At 47.1% G+C, this 594-nt stretch carries 1 protein-coding gene; it reads left to right on the top strand.

The annotated features are described in order from the left end of the window. Positions 1-145 precede the first annotated feature (145 nt). On the top strand, positions 146-594 hold a 449-nt coding region (locus tag A3739_RS27240; protein ID WP_197472633.1), incomplete at its 3' end, for an aminopeptidase P N-terminal domain-containing protein.

The raw sequence follows: 594 nt of genomic DNA, 5'->3' as shown, positions 1-594 counted from the left end.
CGAGCGTGATTTTTTTGAGGTGTGTGAATACGTCCGTATCGGGGTATTGAATTTATATGCTGAGTTCAATGAGCCTGAACCGCCAGCAGACACACTAGAAACAAACGAACCATCTCCGACTTTGCACTAGTAATTAGGAGCCTTCATGAGTATTCCTATTTCAGAATATGCCGAGCGCCGCAATGCGCTCGCCGAACACATGGGCGATAACGCGATTGCGATATTGCCCTCAGCCAAGCTGTTAACTCGAAACAATGACGCAGAATTTCCGTTTCGACAAGATAGTGATTTCTATTACCTCACTGGGTTTAATGAACCTGATGCTGTGCTAGCTCTTATTCCCGGGCGAGAACATGGTGAAGCTGTGTTGTTCTGCCGTGAAAGAGATCCAACAAAGGAAATGTGGGATGGCAAAATTCTTGGGCCAGATCGTGCGTTGGAAGAGCTTGGTGTGGACGATGCATTTCCGATCAGTGATATCGACGATATTTTGCCGGGGCTTATTGAAGGCCGAGACAAGGTCTTTTACGCCTTAGGTCGCGATGCTCAGTTTGATGCGCAAATGATGGAATGGGTGAATACCATTCGCAGCAA

It is taken from the genome of Oleiphilus sp. HI0067 (genome assembly GCF_001635735.1).
This window is presented reverse-complemented; position numbering and strand designations above follow the sequence as displayed.